Raw genomic sequence first — 1,308 nt, 5'->3', positions numbered from 1 at the left:
GTTGGGTTGAATATATCAGTGTCCCTGTCAAAATTTGGTGTAGTGCCTTCATCGCTGGCGTGTAATCGGCTAAATCTAATTTCGCTACTTTATTCTTATTATATTGTACCATTTCACCGTCTAAGCACGCCTTGCCCTGAAAACTTGTTTAAAATACAAATTATTTATAGCTTACTCAAAATTCCATGATAAACATTTTTTATTTTTATGAGCTTCTTTTGTAATTTGTTTGATGGATTTATAAATATCTTTTATTACTTTCCTTAAATCAGAGTCTATCAATGAAGATTCAATAATTTGATTATTTTCAACGTAAAAAGCATAATTAACACTTAAAACATTTCGAAATTTTTCATAAATCGGGAGATCATAATAATCAAATTTAGCATTGATATTATAATTATGAGGTTTGCTTCTTATAATTTTAATCTTACTTGTAAATGTTTCTCCATAAACATTTAATTCTAATTCACTACTTCTTTTATAATCGCAAATTAATTCAGCCCCTTCAGATGAAAAAGATTGAGTTTCAAAAACATCTGCATGAGCAGATCCAATCAAAAAATAAAACATAAAAAAATTAATTAATATTAACATAACCTTCATTATCTAGATCTCCAGCATTATATTTTTTTAAAAGTTGAGTGGTAGTAAAACCGAACCTAAATTCAAAATGTGGATAATCTTTAAATGTAACCCAGTCCCCACCCCATAAAAAACCATATGATTTTGCTATCTCTACGATTTCTTTTATTTTTGGATGTTTATTGTCAAAATAAATGGCTTTTTTGTCTAAAATTTCCACCACATCAATTGCTAATCCATAATTATGAAAACTATATCCACCTTTAACTTTTGTTACAATAGGATCTGAATTTTTCCTACCTTTATCATAAAGTTTATTTTGCTCCTCAATAGATCTATAACCATCAGAAACCCTTAACTTTATATTTAAATTGTTTTCAGCATCATTTATAAAATCTAAAGTGTGTTGCCGGATTTTCGGGTGCAATAGTTTAATCCTTGAGTTTGTAACACTATCCCAAGTCTCAGTTTTCTTTTCTGTAACATTAAAATAATCCACCATCGCCACCGGGTGAATAAACCACGCCTTGCCGTCAGTTGATAGATTGGATAGTTTCGGAGTATTAGCATTCGCATCGCTTTGTTCTGTGCTGGTTGTTTGAGCTTGCGCTTGTGCCACTTGTTGCCACCACAGTGACGGTTTAATGCGTTGCGCTTTTTCTAGTTGCCAATTTTTTTTGACATGTTCATGCGCTTCATCTACTTTTTTCATCGCAATATCAC

At 31.0% G+C, this 1,308-nt stretch carries 2 protein-coding genes; both read right to left on the bottom strand.

Going from position 1 to position 1,308, the window contains the following annotated elements:
- Positions 1-171 precede the first annotated feature (171 nt).
- Positions 172-597, bottom strand: a complete 426-nt coding sequence (locus tag GQ589_RS11715; RefSeq protein WP_237399238.1) for a hypothetical protein — start codon at positions 595-597, stop codon at positions 172-174.
- The coding region (locus GQ589_RS11710; protein WP_160426421.1) for a M15 family metallopeptidase at positions 581-1,308 on the bottom strand (728 nt) is incomplete at its 5' end. The genes GQ589_RS11710 and GQ589_RS11715, both read right to left, overlap by 17 nt.

Source organism: Gilliamella sp. Pas-s27 (genome assembly GCF_009795865.1).
Taxonomy (GTDB): Bacteria; Pseudomonadota; Gammaproteobacteria; order Enterobacterales; family Orbaceae; genus Gilliamella.
The sequence above is the reverse complement of the archived record's forward strand: the minus strand, read 5'-3'. Positions and strand labels throughout refer to the sequence as shown.